The sequence below is a fragment of the Gelidibacter mesophilus DSM 14095 genome, from assembly GCF_000423005.1.
GTDB classification, from domain to species: domain Bacteria; phylum Bacteroidota; class Bacteroidia; order Flavobacteriales; family Flavobacteriaceae; genus Gelidibacter; species Gelidibacter mesophilus.
Window position 1 is genome coordinate 24,510 of sequence record NZ_AUHD01000018.1, and the last position, 18,044, is coordinate 42,553.

General features: G+C 35.1%; 14 protein-coding genes and 1 pseudogene. 12 read left to right on the plus strand and 3 right to left on the minus strand.

What is annotated here, in order from left to right:
- The first annotated feature begins 76 nt into the window (after positions 1–76).
- The 7 genes from G525_RS0116250 (at position 77) to G525_RS0116280 (ending at position 5,982) form a co-directional block, all read left to right on the plus strand.
- On the plus strand, positions 77–1,402 hold the full coding sequence (locus G525_RS0116250) for an MATE family efflux transporter (protein WP_027127094.1): 1,326 nt from the start codon (positions 77–79) through the stop codon (positions 1,400–1,402).
- 249 nt (positions 1,403–1,651) lie between these two features.
- On the plus strand, positions 1,652–2,944 hold the full coding sequence (locus tag G525_RS0116255; RefSeq protein WP_027127095.1) for a tyrosine-type recombinase/integrase: 1,293 nt from the start codon (positions 1,652–1,654) through the stop codon (positions 2,942–2,944).
- A gap of 54 nt (positions 2,945–2,998) precedes the next feature.
- Positions 2,999–3,748, plus strand: coding sequence for a hypothetical protein (locus tag G525_RS0116260; protein WP_157491958.1), 750 nt, complete (start codon positions 2,999–3,001; stop codon positions 3,746–3,748).
- A 78-nt stretch (positions 3,749–3,826) separates the two neighbouring features.
- Positions 3,827–4,114, plus strand: a complete 288-nt coding sequence (locus G525_RS0116265) for a helix-turn-helix domain-containing protein (RefSeq protein ID WP_051209985.1) — start codon at positions 3,827–3,829, stop codon at positions 4,112–4,114.
- 1 nt (position 4,115) lies between these two features.
- A complete protein-coding gene (locus G525_RS0116270; RefSeq protein WP_027127098.1) occupies positions 4,116–4,778 on the plus strand; it encodes a hypothetical protein in 663 nt (220 codons plus the stop codon).
- 3 nt (positions 4,779–4,781) lie between these two features.
- Positions 4,782–5,513 (plus strand): P-loop NTPase family protein, encoded by a 732-nt coding sequence (locus tag G525_RS0116275; RefSeq protein WP_027127099.1) that lies wholly within the window; start codon positions 4,782–4,784, stop codon positions 5,511–5,513.
- A gap of 52 nt (positions 5,514–5,565) precedes the next feature.
- Positions 5,566–5,982, plus strand: a complete 417-nt coding sequence (locus G525_RS0116280; RefSeq protein ID WP_157491959.1) for a hypothetical protein — start codon at positions 5,566–5,568, stop codon at positions 5,980–5,982.
- 2 nt (positions 5,983–5,984) lie between these two features.
- Here G525_RS0116280 and G525_RS0116285 read toward each other — a convergent pair whose 3' ends face one another.
- The gene (locus tag G525_RS0116285) at positions 5,985–6,281 is read right to left on the minus strand and encodes a hypothetical protein (protein ID WP_027127101.1); all 297 of its coding nucleotides are present in this window, start codon (positions 6,279–6,281) and stop codon (positions 5,985–5,987) included.
- Between the two features lie 216 nt (positions 6,282–6,497).
- Here G525_RS0116285 and G525_RS0116290 point away from each other — a divergent pair, with 216 nt between their 5' ends.
- From G525_RS0116290 to G525_RS0116310, 5 genes are read left to right on the plus strand one after another with little or no spacing between them, the layout of a single operon-like run.
- The gene (locus G525_RS0116290; RefSeq protein WP_027127102.1) at positions 6,498–8,108 is read left to right on the plus strand and encodes a type I restriction-modification system subunit M; all 1,611 of its coding nucleotides are present in this window, start codon (positions 6,498–6,500) and stop codon (positions 8,106–8,108) included.
- On the plus strand, positions 8,105–9,367 hold the full coding sequence (locus G525_RS21270; RefSeq protein ID WP_051209986.1) for a restriction endonuclease subunit S: 1,263 nt from the start codon (positions 8,105–8,107) through the stop codon (positions 9,365–9,367). Before G525_RS0116290 ends, G525_RS21270 begins: the two co-directional genes overlap by 4 nt.
- Positions 9,368–11,653, plus strand: a complete 2,286-nt coding sequence (locus G525_RS22720; protein WP_051209987.1) for an AAA family ATPase — start codon at positions 9,368–9,370, stop codon at positions 11,651–11,653.
- On the plus strand, positions 11,643–12,926 hold the full coding sequence (locus G525_RS21280) for a 5-methylcytosine restriction system specificity protein McrC (protein ID WP_051209988.1): 1,284 nt from the start codon (positions 11,643–11,645) through the stop codon (positions 12,924–12,926). The genes G525_RS22720 and G525_RS21280 overlap by 11 nt, the downstream gene beginning before the upstream one ends.
- A gap of 7 nt (positions 12,927–12,933) precedes the next feature.
- A complete protein-coding gene (locus G525_RS0116310) occupies positions 12,934–16,146 on the plus strand; it encodes a type I restriction endonuclease subunit R (protein ID WP_027127103.1) in 3,213 nt (1,070 codons plus the stop codon).
- Positions 16,147–16,900: 754 nt separating this feature from the next.
- Here the strand turns inward: G525_RS0116310 and istB are convergent.
- Together istB and G525_RS22425 are read right to left on the minus strand one after the other, a co-directional pair.
- On the minus strand, positions 16,901–17,638 hold the full coding sequence (gene istB, locus G525_RS0116320) for an IS21-like element helper ATPase IstB (RefSeq protein ID WP_027127104.1): 738 nt from the start codon (positions 17,636–17,638) through the stop codon (positions 16,901–16,903).
- Between the two features lie 26 nt (positions 17,639–17,664).
- Positions 17,665–18,044: pseudogene (locus G525_RS22425) on the minus strand (IS21 family transposase); the annotation flags it as partial.

Below are 18,044 nucleotides of genomic sequence, written 5' to 3' on the forward strand. Positions count from 1 at the left end.
GTGTTTCCTAAAAAGTTAAGTAGGTTTGCTGAGGTTTAAATCGGATGCAATTTTTATTCACAACCATTATCTTTTAATGAAAGAAAACAATTACCTCTATATCATCAAATTGGCAATTCCCATCATCATTGCCAATGCCTCCGTGCCATTATTGGGATTGGTCGATACCGCTGCGATAGGCCAAACCGCATCAGCTTCCGATTTGGGTGCCATTGCCCTTGCCGCGCTGATTTTTAGTTTTGTGTATTGGGGATTTGGTTTTCTAAGAATGGGAACCACCGGATTTATTGCGCAAGCCTCGGGCGCAGAAGATAGGGATGAGCTCCACGCTTTAGTATTCCGGGCTGTTTTTCTTGGGGCTGCCATAGGTTTGGTACTGGTTGTATTACAGAAACTAATTGGCGAGTTGTCGGTTTATTTACTGAGTGCTAGTGATGAAATCAAGGAATTGGTCAAAGATTATTTCTACATCCGAATTTGGGGTGCGCCAGCAACCTTGATTACATTTTCATTATTGGGAACGCTCATAGGCATGGGATGGACGAAGCGCTTGCTTTGGGTGCAACTGTTTTTAAACGGTTTAAATATTGCCTTTAATGTCACTTTTGTCGTCGGATTTGGAATGGGAGTGAAGGGCATTGCTCTTGGAACGGTTTTGGCAGAATGGTTGACCCTGTTTTTTGCGGGATATGTATTGTTTAAAAGACTCGGAATTAACCGACCTTGGGAACGGGTTCGGGAATTGAAAGCGCTCATTTTTGACATGCCTAAGTTAATCGCTTTATTTAAGGTGAATTCGGATATTATGATTCGAACCTTGGCATTATTGAGCGGCTTTGCTTGGTTTGCCAACCAGGGCGCGAAGTTTGGAGATCATACGCTTGCTGCCAATCACGTGTTGCTGCAGTTTGTAACGCTATCGGCGTTCTTTTTGGATGGTTACGCACATGTGGTAGAAATGTTGGCGGGAAAAGCTTTTGGCGCTAAAAATAAATCGCTTTTTATACTTCAGGTCAAGCAATCAACGGTTTTGGCCGGTGGTACTGCGATGTTGCTTGCGTTGATAGTCTTTGTGTCGAGCGATACCATTATTCCCTTATTGACCAAAGATCTTCAAGTCCAAGCGATAGCTTCCAATTATAAAAATTATGCGGTGTTTTATATCTTATTTTCTTTTATAGCGTTCCAATTGGATGGCGTTTTTATTGGGGTGACCCGAAGTAAGGAAATGCGTAACGCGACTTTGCTATCTATGTTGGCTTTTATCGGGTTAGGTATGATATTGGTGCAGTATTATGGCAATACCGGGTTATGGCTGTCGTTTATCTTTTATGTGGTGGTAAGAGGGTTTGCCTTGGGCCTTTATTATCCTGGAATTCTTAGGATGTTGGAGGTTAAATAAATTTATAATTCTGCCACCAATAAAAACCAAAAAACCCGAACATTTGTTCGGGTTTTTGATGGTGGTGCCTCCAGTACCACTTTTAACTTTAATCTATGTTACACTATTTGAACTGTGATTACTTTAGTGTCAATAAACACGAGGGTTTGTGAGGATAATGAATAATTTGTTTACATTTGACATAACCATAAATCAACACTATGTTGTCCCTTTTGTTGTCCCTTTGGTTTAATTTATAACTATTTGATTATGAGTAAAGCTGTTCTGTTAACTTCTGGTACTATTAAATATAGATTAAAAGATACTTCTAGCAAGGATGAAACTTCCATTGTATTGGATTATAGTTTTGGTCGTGGTAATCGGCTGAAATTTGCTACTGGCTATAAGGTTGAGCCCAAAAATTGGGATAAAGCTAATCAGCGCATTCGGGCAGTATCAACTTTAGGGAATAGGGAGAAAGTAAATAGCGACTTGATGAGATTTTCATTGGAATTTACCAATGCAGTTTCAAATCTTTCAGAAATTGAAAAACAGAATAGGAATATATTAAAGTCCATTCTTGAAAAGATTATTCGGAAAACGGAGGAAGTTAAAAAAACAACTACAACTTTTTTTGACTTTGCTGAGGACTATATCAAATCAAAACAGAATCAAGCAAAAAATCTTTCATCAGTCAAACTAAGTCCAATTACCGTAAGATCATATAATCAAACCGTAAAACGACTAATTGATTTTAATAAAGAGATAAATTATAATTTAGATTTTGAGAATATCGATTTAAAATTTTATTATGCATTTATTAAATATTTAGAAGACAAAAATTATTCTATAAATACCATTGGTAAGCACATAAAAAATTTAATTACAATATTAAATCGTGCAACAGAGGATGGTGTGAATAAAAATCTTAAGTACCGGCATAGAGAGTTTAAGGCTATATCGGAAGAATCTGTATCAATATATTTGACTGAAGTCGAAATCAATAATTTGTATAAAGCTGATTTATCAAAAACTCCTGATTGGGAGTTGGCAAGAGATATATTTCTAATAGGATATTACACAGGTCAACGTATTTCAGATTACAACGGGATATCAGAGGATCAAATCAAGGTTTTCAATGGTAGTAAGGTGTTTGAATTCAGACAACAAAAAACAAATAAGCTGGTATATGTTCCTATTCATCATCGACTATTGACAATAATGGAACTCAGGCATGGGGGTTTGCCTCCTAGAAGATTAAATGATCCTGACATTAATGAGTATATTAAGGAAGCTGGTAGAATAGCTAAGATAAATGAACTCATATCAACCAACAAAACTATAGGAGGTAAGAATATAAAGAACAAAGTAGCTAAACATACCCTAATAGTTTCACATACAGCCCGTAGGTCATTTTGTACTAATGCCTATCTGTCTAAAATGCCAGTGATAGATATCATGGCCGTAAGTGGGCATTCGAGTGAACGTGAATTTTATAAATATATTAAAGTAACACCTCAGGAGCGTGCAGTAAAGATTGCCGATTCCGCATTTTTTAAATAAATATATAATATATACTTTTTAATGAATTACAAAGAGACCTTTGCCATTGATACAATGTCATTTAAAGACAGAAAACTTGCGAAAGAGAATCTTCATAGATTTGCACTTTATAATTACCTCGAATTTGAGCCCAAATTAGAAAAGGATTTTTATTACAGATATTTTCTTAGAGAACTTCTTTATGAGATTGATATTTTAGAAGTTGAAGGATTTCTTGATTATCATTTCAACAATTGTCAAAATCAACAATTATTCATCAGTTTGTTAAATCTCAAAGTGTTGCCATCTATTGATGTAATTATAGAAAATGCACAATTCTCTTATTCAGATGGAGGTTATTTTAAGGAAATAAACTTAGAAGATGGTTTTGTATTGACAGAAGATGTAATCAAAAATCAGTTATATGAATTTACTACTTTTTTTCATTTAACGCTTATTAATAGTTTAAAACCGGATTTGGCAGCAAGAAAATCAATTATAAATGGCTTTCTTTTTAAATGTAAAGAACTGCAAAACAATAAAAACCCATCACTATTACGATGGGTTGGCAAGCCTTCTCACCTCGCTTTCTTTATACGTCAATTTATAGATGAGGGATATATTGAGTGCCCTAAGAATTCAAGTAATGAAGATAACCTGTCAGAGCTTTCACGTCAAATCATGGCTTCATTTACTAGTGATAAACTACTTAGATTCAATTCTCTGAAACCTTATGTGGATTCTAATACAGATCTTTATTACAACCTTCAGGAAAATTTCAATGAACAGGAATATAGCCTACCAAATTCAGGTCGCTTGGGTTAGTTATCGATAACCATTGATAAGTAAATTGATTTCCATTTTGTCAATATTTGCCTAGTTGAAATAAGCAAATTAAACAAAATGGATTCAAAACCAGTATTTATATATCCAGTCTGCCCTGATGAATTAATTAATAAAATTGTTCTTCATGTTGACTCGAAATTCGAAGAAATATTAAAAAACCATTCCTTCTCCAATAAAGACGAAGAAGAGCTTCTGACCGTTGATGAAACTCTTAAATTTCTTAAATGCTCTAAACAGGCTTTATGGAATTGGAGAAAGAATGGCATCCTCCCATCATTCAGATTAGGCAATAGGGTCTATTATAGGAAGAGCGACATCTTTGCTAAACTTGTAAAACAAGAATAGTATGGTAGGATTCGTTATGATCTATAGAGATCTTCTAGAATGGGAATGGTATCAATCACCTACTGTATCCCGATTATATTTCCACCTTATTCTTAAAGTGAATTTTACTGATAAGAAATGGCAAGGCATAATTATTAAAAGAGGACAATTAGTTACTTCACTAAATAGTCTTTCTTCAGAATTGAAATTGTCCGTTCAGCAAATAAGAACTGCTTTATCCAAACTTCAAGAGGGCAACTATGTTGAAATTAATTCAACAAACAATTTTACGCTGATAACCCTTGTCAATTATGACAAATATCAATCTTCGGAGTACAGTAGTCACAAACGAAATAACATTCCAAAAACAAACCATCAACAATCGGTTAACATTCCATCAACAACAACTGAAAAAGGTAATAATAATAAAAACATTAAAAAAGTAAAAATAGAGCAGAGGTGTGAAGAATTCAAAAAACAAGTTTTTGAGCACTCAATGTATTCTAATAAAATTTTAAATGATTTTTTTAACTACTGGAGTGAATATAATACTGCACAATCAAAAATGAAATATGAAAAGGAGGGTGGCTATTTTGAAATCGAAAGACGGTTAAAAAAATGGTCCGAAAATGAATGGACAAACTCAAACAAAAATAATCAACGGACTACGTTGTCAAATCGATAAGTAATGGAATTATTGGGAAGTACGAAAAAAGGTCAAATTGATATTATTGGTCAGCTAAGACAAAATATCATAAAAGATTCACTGAAGGGTAGGCAAAGTCATCCATTCGATAAAAAGAAATTATGGAAAATTTTCCAGTCCGAATTTAAAAACTTATTCGGTAAAGAGTTTTTATACGATGACATTATTTTACACAATATTGCTCCCATTTTTTATTATTTCCTGGAAAGTGATCAGTTTTTTAAATGTCAATATTTAAGAGCTGATATATCTACACCTTCATTTAAAAAGGGTTTATTATTATTGGGCAATGTTGGAGTTGGGAAAACGCATATTATGATGGTTTTTGAAAAAATATTTAGCCGATATCCCCCACATAGATTTAAAATTTATTCCACACAGGATTTAGTTAATGAATATGAGGGCTTAGCGAACCTTGGAGACAAAAACTATTTCAAACAAAAACATTCTTCTGGAATTGTTTTGTATGATGATTTAAATTCTGAAAGACTTGCCAAGGACTTTGGTTTTGTAAATATCATGGATGAGATCATCAAAAAAAGATATTCCGAAGGCAAAAAAACTCATCTTACCCTGAATCCAATTCCCGGCAGTGAGAACGATCCATTAAGAACAATTCAGGAGTTAAGTAAAAATTATGATGAAAGAACAGTCGATAGACTCTTTGATATGTTCAATATTATAGAGTTTAAAGGAAAAAGCATGAGAAGATAAAAAGGATAAATTAAACTTAATTTAACGGATAACCTCCGAAAAATCACGCATTATGAATAAAAATTGCAAACATTGCCACCAAAACTTTGATGCCAGAAGGCGCAATCACCTGTATTGTACGCTAAGTTGTAAAACTTTGGCCAGCTATAAAAGGAATAACTATAGATATGTTTCAGGACATTATCAAAAAGATAATATGCTTCCTGAAATACAAGAAAGCTCTCTAGCTGTCTCTCAACTTGAGAATGATTCAAAACCTAAAATGTTAGAGGCTAATAAGCAAACTATTAATTTTAAATCCGTTTCAAATGCAGCTATAGGATCAGTTGCGGCTGATACGGTGTCTTATGGTCTTAAAAAGATGTTGGCTCCTCAGTCATTGCCAGCAACCAAAGGTGATTTTGAAAGATTAAAGAATGACATGGAAGAGCTTAAAAGACTTCTGTTTCAGAGCAAAAATGGTTTTTAAATTTATGTTTGTTTTTTGAACCGATCAAAAACACTATCATCTCGAGTGTTTTTGTACTTCATATATACATGAAATTGTGGTGCAGCCACTAAATTGAATTGCTCTTTTAATTTATATCTTTCAACAAACCATTGTTTAAGATCATCGGGGTCAGGAGTAGGAGTCTTTGGGTTTTCTTTTGTTGGTGTGTAATTTTTTGTCGTTTTCTGATGTTGATTTGATAATAATTTTAGAATGTCTTCTTGAAGTTCAATTAGTCTATCTAATCTTTGGATAATTGCATCGTTTCTTTTTTCCATGTAGTATTCTGTTTTAATTAATTGCGATCTGATATCGGCAAGCTGCGTTCATTTATTTCACTTAAAGGATTTAATAATATCCTAATTTAAAATTTCATAAAGGTTGCGGAAATCCACAATTCATAATTGCTTAAATTTTGTATCTTCCCTTCTTGATTGTTTGCGACTACTTTCTGCTAAAATAGTCTGTAAATTGATAGCAACTAAACTAATACAATGACCCAACAAAACATAAAGCAACTCGAAATTGAACTTTGGGATGCTGCTGATGACCTAAGAGCCAACTCTAAATTAACCGCTGCCGAATATAAAGATCCTTTATTAGGATTGGTACTCCTGCGGTTTGCTCAAAATCGATATGAAGATGCACTGCTCGAAGTTCAAAACAACTTACCAATAAATCCGCGAACTGGCGAAAAACGCGAAGCCAGAAAAGAAGATTATACCGCTGCGGGAGCCATCATGTTACCCGGAAAAGCCAAGTATGATTATTTAGCGGGATTGCCCGAAGGCGAAAACATTGCCGAAGCCATCAATAATGCCATGAAGCTTATTGAGGAAGAATACCCAGATTTGGAAGGTATTTTGCCAAAAAGCTACCAAGAATTTGATGATAAATTGTTGCGCGACTTGGTACGTGTCTTTAACAAAGACGCCGTAAAAAAAGCCAAAGGCGACGTGTTTGGACGTATTTACGAGTTTTTCTTGATGAAATTCTCTATGCAGGGCGCAGGTGCACAGGAAGGCGGGGAATTCTTTACGCCTCCATCTTTGGTAAATCTAATTGTCAATTTTATACAGCCCAATCACGGTATTATCCACGATCCTGCTTGTGGGTCTGGGGGTATGTTTGTGCAAACCGCACATTTCATAAAAGACCATGAAAACAAAAGCGTTAATGAAGCCATTACCGTTTACGGTACCGAGCTTAAAAGTAACAACACCCGATTGGCTAAAATGAACCTCGCCATCCACGGAATTGAAGGCAAGATTATAGAAGCCAATAGTTTTTATTCCAACCCACATAAATTAACAGGAAAGTGTGATTTCGTAATGGCAAATCCGCCGTTTAACGTGGATAAAATAGATGCTAAAAATAAGTTTCTGGCAGATGATGACCGCCTGCCTTTTGGCGCACCATTAACCGGGAAGGGAACCATTAGCAACGGTAACTATTTATGGATGCAATATTTCCACAGTTATTTAAACGAAACGGGAAGAGCGGGTTTTGTTATGGCAAGTTCGGCAACCGATGCTGGTAATGCAGAAAAACTCATTCGCCAAAAACTTATTGAAACTGGCGATGTCGAATGCATTGTGTCCATTAGCAATAACTTTTTCTACACCCGTTCGCTGCCATGCCATGTTTGGTTTTTTAACAAAGGCAAGTCTAAAGAGAATAAAGATAAAATCTTAATGATTGATGCGCGTAACATCTTTAGAAAAGTAAGCACAACCATTAACGATTTTGATGATGACCAATTGGAAGGCTTAACAGCCATTATGAATGCCTTCCGAAATAACGATAAATTTACGGATGTCACCCTGAGCGCAGTCGAAGGGTCGGTTAATGAGAACGAGTGGCTCACTTCCCACTTCCCAAATGGCATTTACGAAGACGTCGAAGGCTTATGTAAGATTGCTTCAATTGAGGAGATCAAAGAACAAGATTACAGCCTTACGCCTGGGCGTTATGTGGGTGTAAACATTGACATTGATATGGATTTTGATTATAAAACCCGTATGACAGAAATCCATGCCGAATTAGCACAGCTGAACCTTGAAGCCAATAGTTTGATGGCGCAAATACAAAGTGTGAAGTTATGAAGAAGGGTTGGAAACAAGTCAAAATAGGTGACTTAGGGAAAGTTATAACAGGCAATACACCGCCAAAGAAAGATCCAAGTAATTACGGGAGTGAGTATCCATTTATAAAGCCAACTGATATGGATTTAGGGAGGCGGTATGTTACTAATTGGGAGGAGAATTATTCTGAGAAAGCATTTAAAAAGTATAAAAACTCATATATACCACCAAAAGCAACGGGAGTTGTAACTATCGGAACTGTGGGAGAGAAAATGTTTCAAGCAGATCGTTATTGTTTTACAAATCAATCTGTTAATGTTGTTATAGCTAATGATAAATATGATGATGATTTTATCTATTATCTGCTCAAAATAAATTTACCAAAAGTTGAAAATGCTAATCCAGGAACAGCCTCCGGAAGACATCATGTGAGCAAGTCTAATTTTTGTGCTATAAAAATTACTGTTCCAGAATCCAAAGAAACCCAACGCAGAATAGCTTCCATCCTTTCTGCTTATGATGAATTAATAGAAAATAATCTCAAGCGCATAAAATTATTAGAAGAACAAGCGCAACAGACTTATGAGGAGTGGTTTGTGCGGTTTAAGTTTCCTGGGTATGAGGATGTGGCGATTGATGGGGAAAGTGGGTTGCCTGTGGGGTGGGAGAGAAAGAATTTAGTTGAATGTGCTAATTTAGTTATGGGTCAAAGGCCTAAATCTGAATTCTACAATTATGAAGAAATGGGACTGCCATTTCATCAGGGTGTAAAAGATTACGGTTTTAGATTTCCAACAAACTCTTCATGGTCTACACGGGGAAATAGAATAGCAGAAGAAGATTCTATTTTGTTTAGTGTACGTGCACCTGTTGGAAGGATTAATATTGCTATTGAAAAATTAATTATTGGTCGTGGCTTAGCTTCAATTAATCATAGAAAAGGATGGAATAGCTTTCTTTTGTATCAACTGAAAAGCATATTTTATCAAGAAGATTTAATGGGTGGAGGCGCAATTTATAATTCTGTAACCAAAAAAGATGTTGAGAGAATTCAAATAGTCCAAGCCACTGAAGAAATTAATTCACAATTCAATAATTTGTCTTCGAAAATTGATAAACAAATTAAAAATTTAACTCTTCAAAACCAACTCTTAAAAGAAGCGCGTGATATTTTGTTGCCAAGGTTGATGAGTGGGATGATTGATGTGAATGAATTAAGTGTAGATATAGAGTTGGATATGGTTGCGGAGGAGAATCGTAAATACAATAAAGTCAAGTAAATGGATAGTATGTTAAGTTTTTTAACAAAAGACCTAGTAGATAAAGCGGTTTTAGAAATTGATAAAAATGGTATTCCCAAAAATAGGCAAGGAACAGGTTACGCAATATTAATAAATAACCAAGAGTATCCTTTTAAATTATTAATTACTGAAGCGGCAATACTAGCAAAAGTAAATGTAACCTCAAATGATTTTAGTAGTACAGACAAGAATAGGGAAGGTTTTGAGAAGTTAATTGGATATCCTGTTGTTAATTTAAATCATAAAATGGAGTATTTTGATTTAGCACAATTACATAATTATAAAAATGATATTGGGCAACCGTACGATTCTAAAAATCAAAGTACAAAACTTTATTTCGACACAAGGAAGAAGCTACAATATTTAGGAGAACAGCTGTCAAAGAAGCTTGGGATTAATATAATCAATAATTACGATGAAAAGCCTAATAAAATGGCGGGACAAGGCAAAGGATTTGTTCTAAAAGAGTATATATTAACTGGTTTTTTACCTAACAAGTATTCAGATTTAGGAAAAGATGTGTTTATAAAAATTACGTTTTATGGTTTTAAATCTAATTTTAATTTTGGGCTTGACATTGACGTCAATTTTTCTAATGAAAAGAACAAATTTAATAGATTTCGAGAAAAGTTTCAAGAGGATGCCAATTGGAAAATACCTGTGGATAATACGTTTCCAAAAAACTGGAATGATCTTATAGATATTACGCTACCAATATTTAAAACACAGATAGGGTACTTAGATGATTTTTTCTCAAACAATAAGGAAATGAGCGAGCTGAACAATTATATCAAAATTCTAAAACACAAAAAGCAAATTATTTTACAAGGCCCACCGGGAACTGGTAAAACGTATACTGCTAAAAAGATAGCACAACAATTGGTTGGTACAAGTGAGACGACGAGTTTCAATATCCTAACACCTGCACTTATTAAAAGCACATTAAAAGTTGGTCAAACCATAGCTAATGCTAGTGGAACGAAAGATTATTATACAATCATAAAAGTACATAAGGATAAAGTGGAGTTAAAATCAGACCGAAGTGAGGTTTGGGATCCGAGTTTTAATAATATAATTACAAAATATAATGAACTTGTTAATGGTATTTTACCAAGTAACAAAAATGCGAAAGAACCTTACGAGGTAGCAGTAGCAAAACATTTGTTTGAAATTATAAAACCATCTGATTCAAATAAAGTATCTAATTATACTTTGGTTCAATTTCATCCATCATATACGTATGAAGATTTTGTTAGAGGTATTTCTGCTAAAAGTGAAGGGGAACATATTAGTTATGAAACCGAAAATAAAATTTTAGCGTCATTAGCTCAAGAAGCAAATAACAATTTAATCGCAAGTAGAAAAGACGTCGATGATTATTCAAAAGAGCGGGGTATTAAAGACTTATTAATTCAATTTTCAGAAACTGTCCAAGATAAAATTGATGAGAATGAAGAATATAAAATAACTGAGGCTGTTTCTATTGTGGCTGTTGAAATCGATGCTTTTAGATATACTGGCAAATGGAAAACGAGTCAACGAATGAAATTTAATGACTTGGTAACTGCAGTTTTAGAAAATGTTTCTTCAAGACAAGATTTTAAAAAATTGGAAAATGTTTCGGGGCTCGCAAAACAGCATGCGACGTACTTTTTTAACGTATTAGAGAAATTCGAAAAGGAGTTTAAGCAGCAATTGAAAAACGCCTTTAATAGCACTCTGGTAAAGCCCGAACTTAAAAATTACGTCTTAATAATTGACGAGATAAACAGAGCCAATCTGCCTTCTGTTTTAGGAGAGTTGATTTATGCATTGGAATATAGGGGTAAGGAAGTAAATAGCATGTATGCGATAGATGGTGATAATAAGATTAGCATTCCAGAAAATTTATTTATTATTGGTACTATGAATACAGCCGATAGAAGCGTTGGTCATATAGATTACGCTATCAAACGTCGTTTTGCTTTTGTAGATATGTTGCCAAATGTTGAAGTAATTACGAATGATAAAGCAAAAGTGTTGTTTAATAAAGTAAGCGAGTTGTTTACGGATGATTATTTGGCTTCAGATTTTGATGCTAAAGATGTACATCTTGGGCATAGCTATTTTTTATTAGATGAAAAAAATGAGCTAAGTGAATCTGAGCAATTAAAATTAAAATTAGACTATGAGATTTTACCAATACTTAATGAGTATGTAAAAGATGGGTTGTTATTAGAAACCTCGGAAGACAAAATAAAAGAAATTTCAGGGTTTGAGTGTTAAGCTGTTAACATATAGCGAACATTATAATAATTGGGTTAAAGTTGAAGACGCACAGTATTTAACACAACCGTTTTATCAAAATTGTTTTTCTAAATCTCATAAACAAAACGTTTATAATGAGCCTTGCTATACCATTACAAAACGTACTGAGGACAATCCTTGCTTTCATTTAGAATTAGGCTATTTTATTGGTTTAGACTGGTTGGAAGTTAATAAAACTGCACTGCATGTGGTATCTAAAATCAACGATGATTCGCAGGAAGTCGATTTTGTAAATATGTTATTTTCGGCTTTAAAGCATCCTGATATTTCTAAAGACATAAAAGAGCTTTTTGTTGTAAAATGGGATCAGCCAACAATAGAAATCAGTCAAAAGCAAGATTTGCTGACGCCATTTTTGGTAGTGGAGTTTTTAAGTCTTTTAAAACAAATTGTTAGAAAAGGTTTAAAAAAATCATATTACAAAGTAGAGCATAATTTACAAGGTCGTGTAAAAGGAAAGATACAAGTATCTAAAACCATAAAGCAGAATATAGTAAAAAATAAGAACCTATTTACTTATTGTAGTTTTGACGAGTTTGGAATAAATAATAAAGAAAATAGGCTATTAAAAAAGGCATTACAATTTATAAAACGCTATTTACCAACGTACACAAAACTTATTAATCATAAAGAATTACAAAACACATTTAATTACATAAATCCTGCGTTTACGCAAGTTTCTGATATTATAGAGATTTCAGAAATTAAGCATACCAAGACCAATGTCTTTTACAAAGAGTACGAGCAAGCTTTATATTTAGCAAAGCTTATATTAAAACGTTTTGGTTATAATATTTCAAATACAGTTAAAGATAAAATTCAGTCTCCGCCGTTTTGGATAGACATGACTAAGTTATTTGAATTGTATGTTTTGGGATTATTAAAAGATAGATTTCATAATCAGGTTAAGTTTAAATTCAAACATTATGGTAACGAGTTAGATTACCTTTTAAATAATGAAAACTATCAAATGGTTATAGATGCTAAATACAAGCTTAAATATATCAATGGAAAGCATGATGAAGATATTAGACAAGTAAGTGGTTATGCTCGTTTAAAAAAGGTTTATGAAGATTTAAATAAACAACAAAGTGAAGTTATAGATTGTTTGATAGTCCATCCAGATCAAAATGGATTTGACAATTTATTAAGTGCAGATTTAAAAGGAAAAAAGATTAAACATTATTATGATGTTTATAAACTTGGTGTAAAGTTACCTTTAGTAAAATAATAAAACTATGAGCTACGAATACTCCGAAGACGGATTAATTGAAATGGCTACCCAAGATGTTTTGGAAGAATTGGGTTGGACTGTGGTTACTGCATGGCGAAGTGAGGCCTATGGCGAAAGTGGTTTGTTAGGTAGAGAAACCAAAAGTGACGTGGTTTTAACACGCTACTTATTGCAGTCGCTTAAAGCATCAAATCCTGATCTTCCAGAATTGGCTTATGAGCAAGCTATAGAGTTGATCACTCAAAATATAGCGGATCAAACATTAGGTAGAATTAATAAGGAGAAGAGTAATTTGCTTAAAAATGGCATACCCGTAAGTTATACGGATGACGAAGGGGAGCTCATGAAAACGAAACTCAAGGTTTTTGACTTCAACAACTATCAAAACAATTATTTTATGGCGGTAAGGCAACTGGAGGTGTTGGGCGAGCTGTATTTAAGACGTCCAGATGTTATTGGTTTTGTTAATGGTATTCCGTTAGTGTTTTTTGAATTGAAGGCACATCATCAAGATTTACGTCATGCGTATCACGATAATTTAAAAGATTATAAGGACACCATTCCTCAGGTGTTTCATAATAATGCGATCATCATTCTAAGTAATGGAACGGATGCGAAAGTTGGTACCATAACAAGTCCGTATAAATATTTTTTAGATTGGAAACGTATTGAAGAACATGAAGAAGGCGAAGTAAGTTTGGATACCATGATTCGCGGTACTTGTGACAAGCATAGACTCATGGATATTTTCGAAAACTTCTTGTTATTTGATGACTCTCATGGTGATGTGGTGAAATTGATGGCTAAAAACCATCAATACATTGGCGTTAACAAAGTGATTGAAAACGTGAATCATATTGATGACTTAGAAGGGAAGCTTGGTGTGTTTTGGCATACGCAGGGTTCGGGGAAAAGTTATTCAATGGTGTTTTTGTGCGAAAAGATTCATAGGAAATTAGGCGGATCTTATACTTTTCTAATTGCTGTTGATAGAACAGAATTAGAAAATCAGTTGTATGATACCTTCTCAGGTGTAGGGGTGGTGAATGATAAAAATGTGATTGCGGGAAAGAAAAATGGCATGACTGGTCGTGAACATTTACGCGAGTTGTTATCTGAGAACCATCGCTATGTCTTTACCTTAATTCATAAGTTTTCCATAGATCCAAAATTAGAAAGCGAATATCCTTTAATTACAGAACGAAAGAATGTCATTGTCATTAGTGATGAAGCTCACAGAACACAGTCCGGAACTTACGCGCGGAACATGCGTTTCCACGGCTTGCCTAATGCCTCGTATTTAGGATTTACAGGAACGCCAATAATCAAAGAAGAGGAGGAGCTGACCAAAAACATCTTTGGTGAATATGTATCGGTTTACGATTTTAAACGTGCTATTGAAGATGAGGCTACATTGCCTTTGCGTTATCTGAATAGAGGAGAGAAATTAGACATTACCAATCCTGAATTGGACGAGAGAATGGCTGCCGTGTTCGAGAATGAAGATTTAGATGACGATCAAAAGAAAAAATTAGAATACCTGTTTAATAGAGATTACCCTATTTTGACAGCGCAATCACGTTTAGATGCCATTGCCAAAGATTTGGTTTGGCATTTTAATGAACGTGGGTATCAAGGCAAGGCCATGTATGTGGCTTTGGATAAACCGACAGCTGTACGGATGTATGAGCTGATTATGGGTTATTGGCCAGAGTATTTAAAAGGGCTTGAAGAACGCATTGAAAACACCACCGATCAGCAAGAAGAACAGGAGCTAAGACGTAAATACAACAAGGTTAAAGAAACTGAAGTTTGTGTGGTGGTAAGTAGCGAGCAGAACGAGGTAGATAAATTCAGGAAAATGAATTTAGATATTGAAGTGCACCGTCGCAAAATAGTAGAGCGTAATTTAGAGAAGGAATTTAAGGATGAAGATAATCCCTTCCGATTAGCTATTGTTTGTGCCATGTGGATTACTGGTTTTGACGCACCTTGTGTATCTACCGTTTATTTAGATAAACCCATAAAAGGACACACGCTAATGCAAACCATCGCGAGGGCAAACCGTGTGTATGATGATGAAAAGGAAAACGGGCTGATTGTTGATTATGGGAATGTGCACAGACAACTTGAAATGGCTTATTCCATTTATGGAGAAGGAGGAAAGGGTAAAAAGAAGGATAGTAAATCTACCGGGAAACCTGTGGAGCCTTTAGCTGGCGTAGAAATTGAATTGAAACAAGGTATTAGGGATGTTAAAGCGTATTTAAAAGAATTGAATTTTTTACTTCAAGGACTTAAAGATGCGAAACCTATGTCTAAAATAGCGAAAATAAAAGAAGCCATTGATTGTATTTGCTTAAATGAAACCACACGTACAACTTTTGAAATGATGGTTCAAAATGTATTTCGAAAGTACAAGGCTTTATTTCCTATGGATATTTTGAAGAAATATGAGTCTGATTACAATGCCATTGAGGCTATTTATAGTGCATTAAATCAAAATGTGAGATCTGCTGACGTGACGCAAATCATCATGGATTTACAGGCCATTGTTAGTGATAGTATCACTATTCAGGAATCGGCAGTACAGGAAGGACGCGAAGAAGTTTATGTAGACTTATCAATGTTGGACTTTGATAAACTTTGTGCCGCATTTGCCAAAACCCCTCGCAAAAACACATTGGTTTTTAATTTACAAGAAGCCATAGAGCAGCGTTTAGAGCAGATGTTAAAGGAAAACCCTTTACGTATTGAGTTTTACGATCGATACAAAGAGATTATTGAGATATATAATAAGGGTAAAAGCCTCGAGGATACTCAGAAAAGTTTTGACAACTTGAATGACTTTATTCAAGACTTGTCATTTGAAGAGCAACGTGCAGTTCGAGAGGAGTTAAAGGATCAAGAAACCCTGGCTATTTTCGATTTACTTAAAGAAGGGAAGGATTTATCAATTAAAGAATTAAAGGAGGTCAAAAAAGTGGCTTCAAAAACCTTGGAAACTTTAAAATCTGAAAAACTTAAAATCGATAATTGGCGCGAAAGCAGGCAGGTAAAAGCACAGGTAAAAAGCACTATTTATGACCATCTATTATATCTTCCTCAAGAGTTTTATACCGATGAAGAAGGAGGGTTTAAAACCGCTAATGTGTACCAGCATATTTATTCCAATTACTATGGTGGTGGGAAGAGTGTTTATCAGCAACGGCAGTAAACTTAAAGATAGTTATTATTAAAAAATTTATCATGGCATTTATAGAATATTATAAGGATTTAAGGTTGAAACTCTTATATATAATAAAAGAGATGAAATTGGAGATCGGCTATTTACTTTTAGAATAATTTCTATTCATCCCGAAGAGGAAGTTTATAAATTTTGCGTAAATAAATTAAAAAAATCATTTCTAGAAAATGAAAAGCCACATTTGTTTTCTCCAGAAACTATAGAATTTCGCAATTTGACAAATTTAGAAAAGCCAGAGTTAGGCAACATGTACATTTATACTGTAAAATGTTTTAACACGGAATGACCTATCTAATATTGATTAGCTTAAGCACTCTGTACCGTTTGCTGTTATTCCTTATTGGTTGTATTTGAGTGAGGTGAGAGCTAATCCTTTAGCATTTTACCTATTTACCAAAGAGAAATCATAGTTTATATAATATCTTAGAAAATCAAATTACATGATAATTATATTTTAGTGTTGAATAGAATTCATAAAAGTCTAAAAAATTAGCAAGGTTTTTATGCTACTATTTAGTAAGTTATTAAAATCTCTCATTTTATATATAAAATTACAGCATAAACTATAAGTATAATTATGGATATATCCATTGTCCAAATTATTGAGCTCACTCCAAACCTACATTAATATTATCAATCCTGGCTATTTCGGAGTGATGGTGCCACCTGTTTCGGTCAAACCGTGCCACTTTGAAAGATACTGCAATTATATAAAAAATTAATGTTATTCGTTCTTCAAAGCTCGTTTTCTTAAGGATTCACCCTTGAGGTCGATCCTGTGGGAGGAGTTTACGATCCGATCGAGGATAGCATCGGCAATAGTCCCCTCTCCAATGATATCATACCAGGCGGATACCGGTATCTGAGACAAGATGATGGTCGAGGATCGGTTGTAGCGGTCATCGATTATATCCATAAGAGATTCTCTTGCATGACCGTCAAAGCCCTGCAGTCCAAAGTCATCCAAGATGAGCAGATCTGCCTTTAAGAGTTTTGCCAGTTCCTTTAAATAGGTTCCATCGGCCTTGCTGAGTTTCAGTCTTTTTAACAAACGGGCCGTGTTGGCATAGATGGTACGATATTCCATCATGCACGCCTGGTGCCCAAGGGCCTGGGCCAGGTAACTTTTTCCAACTCCGGAAGCACCTGTCATGATGATGTTCTCCTTTCGCTTTATAAAATCAAGGCACCCCAGGCGCAGGAACATATTTTTGTCCAGATTGCGCTGTTGGGCATAATCCACATCCGCCAGGGCTGCGTGTCCCCGGAAGGTTGCCTGCTTGAGGAGCCTTTGGATCTTTCGGTCCTTATGGTTTTCCCACTGATGGTCCGTGAGCAATGCCAGGTATTCATCGGCCGTAAGGTTCGTGGTGCGGTTTTCCCTGATCTGCTGGAGGTGCAGATCTGCCATGGCGTTCAGACGCATTTGTCTTAGTTTTTCAACGGTTTGATTGTTGTTCATAATTATAGGATTTATTGGTTAAACATTTATTGATAGGCCGAAGCTCCCCGGATGTTCCCATGTACGGGGATATGCGGCCTGTCTTCCTCCAGGTCTTGGTAGAACAGGGAAGACTGGTCCAGGTTGTTCTTTAGGATATTCTTGATGCGCTGATAGGCTACCGCATCTGCCTGTATGGCTCTTTTGCATGCGCTGTCCAAACGCTGTGAGCCATAGGCCTTGTGCAGCTGGATAAGTCCCATGGCGCGTTTGTAGCCGATCTCGGGGTAATCTCCGGAGGTGATGATGGTCTCGATACATGCCACTACGTTTTCTCCGTGGACGGCTGCCTTCTTTTTAAAGAACTCGGGGCTCCAGTCCACATAATATTTGTGGGTACTGCTCAGGTGGTCGCGATCGGTGTTGT

Bases quoted from the DNA above. Each gene is read 5' to 3' on its own strand.
- G525_RS0116250 (WP_027127094.1), top strand. From the start codon at position 77: ATGAAAGAAAACAATTACCTCTATATCATCAAATTGGCAATTCCCATC.
- G525_RS0116255 (WP_027127095.1), top strand. From the start codon at position 1,652: ATGAGTAAAGCTGTTCTGTTAACTTCTGGTACTATTAAATATAGATTA.
- G525_RS0116260 (WP_157491958.1), top strand. From the start codon at position 2,999: ATGTCATTTAAAGACAGAAAACTTGCGAAAGAGAATCTTCATAGATTT.
- G525_RS0116265 (WP_051209985.1), top strand. From the start codon at position 3,827: ATGGATTCAAAACCAGTATTTATATATCCAGTCTGCCCTGATGAATTA.
- G525_RS0116270 (WP_027127098.1), top strand. From the start codon at position 4,116: ATGGTAGGATTCGTTATGATCTATAGAGATCTTCTAGAATGGGAATGG.
- G525_RS0116275 (WP_027127099.1), top strand. From the start codon at position 4,782: ATGGAATTATTGGGAAGTACGAAAAAAGGTCAAATTGATATTATTGGT.
- G525_RS0116280 (WP_157491959.1), top strand. From the start codon at position 5,566: ATGAATAAAAATTGCAAACATTGCCACCAAAACTTTGATGCCAGAAGG.
- G525_RS0116285 (WP_027127101.1), bottom strand. From the start codon at position 6,281: ATGGAAAAAAGAAACGATGCAATTATCCAAAGATTAGATAGACTAATT.
- G525_RS0116290 (WP_027127102.1), top strand. From the start codon at position 6,498: ATGACCCAACAAAACATAAAGCAACTCGAAATTGAACTTTGGGATGCT.
- G525_RS21270 (WP_051209986.1), top strand. From the start codon at position 8,105: ATGAAGAAGGGTTGGAAACAAGTCAAAATAGGTGACTTAGGGAAAGTT.
- G525_RS22720 (WP_051209987.1), top strand. From the start codon at position 9,368: ATGGATAGTATGTTAAGTTTTTTAACAAAAGACCTAGTAGATAAAGCG.
- G525_RS0116310 (WP_027127103.1), top strand. From the start codon at position 12,934: ATGAGCTACGAATACTCCGAAGACGGATTAATTGAAATGGCTACCCAA.
- istB (WP_027127104.1), bottom strand. From the start codon at position 17,638: ATGAACAACAATCAAACCGTTGAAAAACTAAGACAAATGCGTCTGAAC.